The sequence below is a fragment of the Paraburkholderia sp. CNPSo 3076 genome, from assembly GCF_026343935.1.
GTDB lineage: Bacteria > Pseudomonadota > Gammaproteobacteria > Burkholderiales > Burkholderiaceae > Paraburkholderia > Paraburkholderia nodosa.
Genome location: NZ_JAPMAL010000100.1, coordinates 1 through 3,198, shown reverse-complemented (window position 1 = coordinate 3,198; position 3,198 = coordinate 1). Strand labels below are relative to the sequence as shown.

The following is a 3,198-nucleotide window of genomic DNA, read 5'->3' as shown; positions in this document are numbered from 1 at the left end:
TTTTCAGGCTGATACTGATATTCCACTGATCAATGATGGGGGAATATCATGTTCGAGACTCTCTTTACGCGTCCGCATGTTCTTGCTGCCCACAATCTCGCGCCCTGCGTGGAATCCAGGAAGCGCTTCCTCGTACATTGTCAGGAACAGGGTTATCCGCTCAGGTCGATTCGGAAGATCGCGTGGATCCTGCTGGTTTTTTCACAGAGCATTGATCTGTCCCGCCCGCGGTTAATAACGCACGAGGAAATCGCGTTTGCGGTTGACCATCGGATTCGACTTCTCCGAAGTGAGCGCACGAACGAGTCCCGCAGCTCGCGGCTTCTGTTCATCCATACCGCCACGGCCTGGCTGCGTTTTCTGGGGCGTCTGGAGGAACGGCATCCTATAGAAGAACCATTTGTTCGCTATGTCGAGCACTACGTCGATTTCATGCGCGACCAGCGAGGACTTTCCTCTGCCACGATTTCAACCTGTCGTGATGAGATCGGCCATTTTCTGGCAATGGTCTGTCGCCCTGACAAGGCACTCGATGCTCTCACCATCCACGATGTCGACACCTACCTCGCCTATCAAGGCAACCGCGGCTGGAGCAGAGTCTCATTGCACGCGCTTGCGAGCACGCTGCGCAATTTCTTCCGGTACGCAGAAGGACAAGGGTGGGCTACCAACGTTGCGTCGGGCATTGAGGCACCTGTGGTGTATAGAGAGGAGGGGTTGCCGCTCGGGCTGAACTGGGATGACGTGCAAAGGTTTGTCGCCAGCTTTGTCGGCGAGAGCACGATCGATCTACGCAACCGTGCGATGATCATGCTGCTGGTTGTTTACGGACTGAGGCGCGGCGAGGTAGTACGGCTCCGTCTGGAGGACATCGACTGGTGCGGCGAGATCCTTCATGTCAATCGTCCGAAGCAACGCTGCACACAGCAATACCCGCTGGTGGCAACCGTTGGAAACGCCATTCTGCGCTACCTGAAGGAAGCGCGTCCACGAAGCGCCCATCGAGAGCTCTTCCTGTCGGTCGAGGCGCCGATCCGACCGCTGTCACCCGGACGCGTAAGCGGCATTGTCCGCTCGCGTCTCACGACGCTGGGCATCGATATTCCGCGGCGTGGCGCACATTGCCTGAGGCACGCCAACGCCCGGCACTTACTCGACGCGGGTTTTGCGCTGAAGGAGATCGGTGATCACCTCGGCCATCGCAGCGCTTCGTCGACGAGAATCTATGCGAAGGTCGACCTGACCGGACTGCGGTGTGTAGCCGAAATCGATCTGGGGAGTCTGCTATGAAGCTCTCCGAACTCGTCGCCCAATACGTGAGCCACAAACGGGCGTTGGGCATGCGCTTCAATTCCGAGGCGGCCACGCTTGCCTCATTCTGCCACCGGGTTGATGGCAACATTGATGTGGAATCGGTCACGGTCGGACAGGTACAGGACTTTCTGACAGGCAACAGGCCGCTGACTAACCATTGGCGGAAGAGAAGGTCTGTACTTGACTGCCTGTTTCGTTTTGCTCTCTCGCGTGGATATGTCCAGGCTTCGCCGCTTCCTCGCTACAGTCCGAGATTGCCGCCACCGCTGACACCCTATATTTATTCGCAGCAGGAATTAAAGCGCCTGCTCGACGTGGCGTCGGCGGCATGCAGTCCACGCGGTCTGCTGGATGCATATGTTTTGCGTGCACTCATTCTCATTCTGTACGGCGGTTGCCTCCGCCATGGCGAAGCCTTGCGGCTAACCATGCAGGACGTCGATCTCGACGAAGCCGTCCTGCACGTGCGCGAGAGCAAATTCTATAGATCCAGGCTGGTTCCGCTAGGCGTAGATCTGAATAGAGCGATGCAAACTTATGCCCGGCAACGCAACCAGAGATTTGGGCAGGCACCGGATGCGCCGTTCTTCTGCTTACGCGATGGTCGCCCCCTGAGCCAGAAAGCTGTGCGCAAGGCCTTTCAGCGACAGCGTACTCTGGCAAATATCCAACGCGAAGGCGGTGCGTCCTGCCAGCCGAGGCTGCATGATTTGCGACACTCAGGCGCAGTGCACCGGCTAATCGCCTGGTATCGCTGCGGCGCGGATTTGCAACTGTTGTTGCCGCAGCTCGCGACCTATCTCGGCCACATCGATCTCGCGGGCACCCAACGCTACCTTACCCTGACGCCCGAGTTGCTGAATGCAGCGAGCACGCGCTTTGAAACATACGTCCTTGAGGTGCAACATGAATAACTCATCCCTGCTGGGTCCGTGGATCCGACGTTTCCTGATTGAGTATCTGGTGGGCGAACGTAACCTTGCCGTCAATACGCAAAGAAGTTACCGCGACATGCTCATGCTGTTGCTTCCGTATTTAGCCGCCAAGGTCGACAAGCGGATCGATCGCCTGACCGTTGATGATCTCTCCGCGCAAATGGTCCGTCTGTTCCTGACGCACATGGAAGAACAACGCCACTGTACGGTCAGCACACGAAATCAGCGGCTTGGCGGCATCCATGCGCTGGCTCGTTTCATCGGCGAACATGCGCCTGAATACGTCGACTGGTGGGCACAGATTCATCTGATTCCTGTCAAGAGAACCAGTCGGCCGGAGATCAGCTACCTTAGCAGGCAGGAAATGGACGCCCTGCTCGCTGCCTCTGACGTCAATACAGCGCAGGGGCAGCGCGAACATGCGTTACTGCTCTTCATGTTTAACTCAGGAGCGCGTGCAAGCGAAGCTGCGCAGCTCAAGATTGGCGACGTTGACTGGCACACGTGCTCGGTCAGCATCGTCGGCAAGGGGAACAGACATCGCCGCTGCCCGCTCTGGAAATCCACACTCGATGCGTTGCGCTCAGAGTCCGAGGGGAGGGCCGCAGACGCGCCGGTGTTCCTCAATCGATTCCACCAGACGATGACGCGCTCCGGCATTCATGCATTGGTCAAGCGCTGCGCTATCCGTGCTGCAGCCAACGCGCCGTCGCTTGCCGGCAAGAATGTGCACCCACATGTGATTCGGCATACGACCGCCTCGCTACTACTCCAGGCCGGTGTCGACATCAATACGATACGCGGCTGGCTTGGGCACGTTTCGTTGGAGACGACCAATATCTACGCCGAGATCAATCTGGAAACAAAGGCGCGGGCGCTAGCGACATGCGAAGTGGAAGGCGGTGCCGAAGGACAAAAGCAATGGCGGGATCAGCCCGACCTGATGACC

3 protein-coding genes are annotated in these 3,198 nt (G+C 57.9%); all 3 read left to right on the top strand.

What is annotated here, in order from left to right:
* Positions 1 to 48: 48 nt before the first annotated feature.
* Entirely contained in the window at positions 49 to 1,290 is a 1,242-nt protein-coding gene (locus tag M3A49_RS42075; protein WP_254340575.1) for a tyrosine-type recombinase/integrase, read from the top strand.
* Positions 1,287 to 2,228: a tyrosine-type recombinase/integrase gene (locus tag M3A49_RS42070; protein ID WP_254340574.1), complete on the top strand. Its 942-nt coding sequence runs from the start codon at positions 1,287 to 1,289 to the stop codon at positions 2,226 to 2,228. Before M3A49_RS42075 ends, M3A49_RS42070 begins: the two co-directional genes overlap by 4 nt.
* On the top strand, positions 2,221 to 3,198 hold a 978-nt coding region (locus M3A49_RS42065; RefSeq protein ID WP_266233960.1), incomplete at its 3' end, for a tyrosine-type recombinase/integrase. The genes M3A49_RS42070 and M3A49_RS42065, both read left to right, overlap by 8 nt.

Excerpts from the sequence above, each read along its gene's own strand:
- M3A49_RS42075 (WP_254340575.1), top strand. The coding sequence starts at position 49 with ATGTTCGAGACTCTCTTTACGCGTCCGCATGTTCTTGCTGCCCACAAT.
- M3A49_RS42070 (WP_254340574.1), top strand. The coding sequence starts at position 1,287 with ATGAAGCTCTCCGAACTCGTCGCCCAATACGTGAGCCACAAACGGGCG.